General features: G+C 74.8%; 1 protein-coding gene. It reads right to left on the reverse strand.

The window, feature by feature from the left end:
* Positions 1-1,086 (reverse strand): non-hydrolyzing UDP-N-acetylglucosamine 2-epimerase (gene wecB / locus K6I34_RS37145; protein WP_229332419.1); only part of this gene is annotated, 1,086 nt, incomplete at its 3' end.
* Between the last annotated feature and the right edge of the window lie 140 nt (positions 1,087-1,226).

Below are 1,226 nucleotides of genomic sequence, written 5' to 3' on the forward strand. Positions count from 1 at the left end.
GAGCGTCACGATCCGCTCGGACGCCAGCCCGTCACCGAAGGGGCTCGGGAGCGCGGCCAGCCGGTCGAGACCGGCGGCACCCTCGGCCAGGCGGCGGCGCGCCACGGTGCCGATCTCGGGGCCGGGGGAGACCAGGTCGGCGAAGTCCGCCATGGCCTCCGGGCGCTCGGTCGAGCGGCGGACGACCACCAGCGGGCGGCCCAGTACCGTGCACTCCTCCTGGATGCCGCCGGAGTCGGAGACCAGGAGCGCGGAGTGCCGGGCCAGGGCGAGGAACTCGCCGTAGCCGAGCGGGGCGCTCACCGTCAGCGGGGCGAGCAGGCCGGTCAGGCCCGCGGCCTCGATACGGGCCCGGGTGCGCGGGTGCAGCGGCAGGACGACCGGGCGGTCGGCGGTGGCGAGGGCGGCCAGCTCGGTGAGGATGGCGCGCAGGGCCTCCGGCGAGTCCGTGTTCTCGGGGCGGTGGACCGTGGCCAGGACGTACGCGTCCTCGGCGAGCCCGTGCCGGGCCAGCAGCGCGGCGCGCCCGGCGGCGTCGGGGAGCTGCCCGTGCACGGCCTCCACGACGGTGTTGCCGGTGACCGCGATGCGGGCGTCGTCGATGCCCTCGGCGAGCAGGTTGGCGCGGTTGTCCTCGGTGGCGGCGCACAGCACGTCGGCGATGCGGTCGATGAGGACGCGGTTGTGCTCCTCGGGCATGTTGCGGTCGTGGCTGCGCAGCCCGGCCTCGACGTGCAGCAGCGGGATGCCGCGGGCGTTCGCGGCGAGCGCGCCGGAGAGGGCCGCGTTGGTGTCGCCCTGGACGACGACGGCGAGCGGCGGCTCGGCGGTGAACAGCTCGTCGAGCTGGGCGAGCGCGGCGGAGATCTGCACGGCGCGGGGCTGCCCGCCGACACCGGTCAGGAAGGTCGGCTCGGGCAGACCGAGCTCGGTGAGGAAGCGGCCGGACAGCTCCTCGTCGTAGTGCTGACCCGTGTGCACCAGGTGGGCGGCGGGGCCCAGGAGACGGACGAGGTCGGTGAGCTTGACGAGCTCGGGGCGGGTACCGAGGACGACAGCGACGCTACGGGAGGGGAGGGACTGCACGGGGTGACTCCTGGGGCTGACGGCGGGGACAGCTCCGAGGTTGTGCGGTCATGGTTGTCGGGGCGGATGGGGTTCGGTTGTCGCTCGGTTGCGACTTCCGAAACCGGGACGTTGGTCCCGTGGGGCGCGGGCCTTAGGTC

Source organism: Streptomyces sp. UNOC14_S4, from assembly GCF_020740835.1.
In the GTDB taxonomy this organism is placed as follows: Bacteria; Actinomycetota; Actinomycetes; order Streptomycetales; family Streptomycetaceae; genus Streptomyces.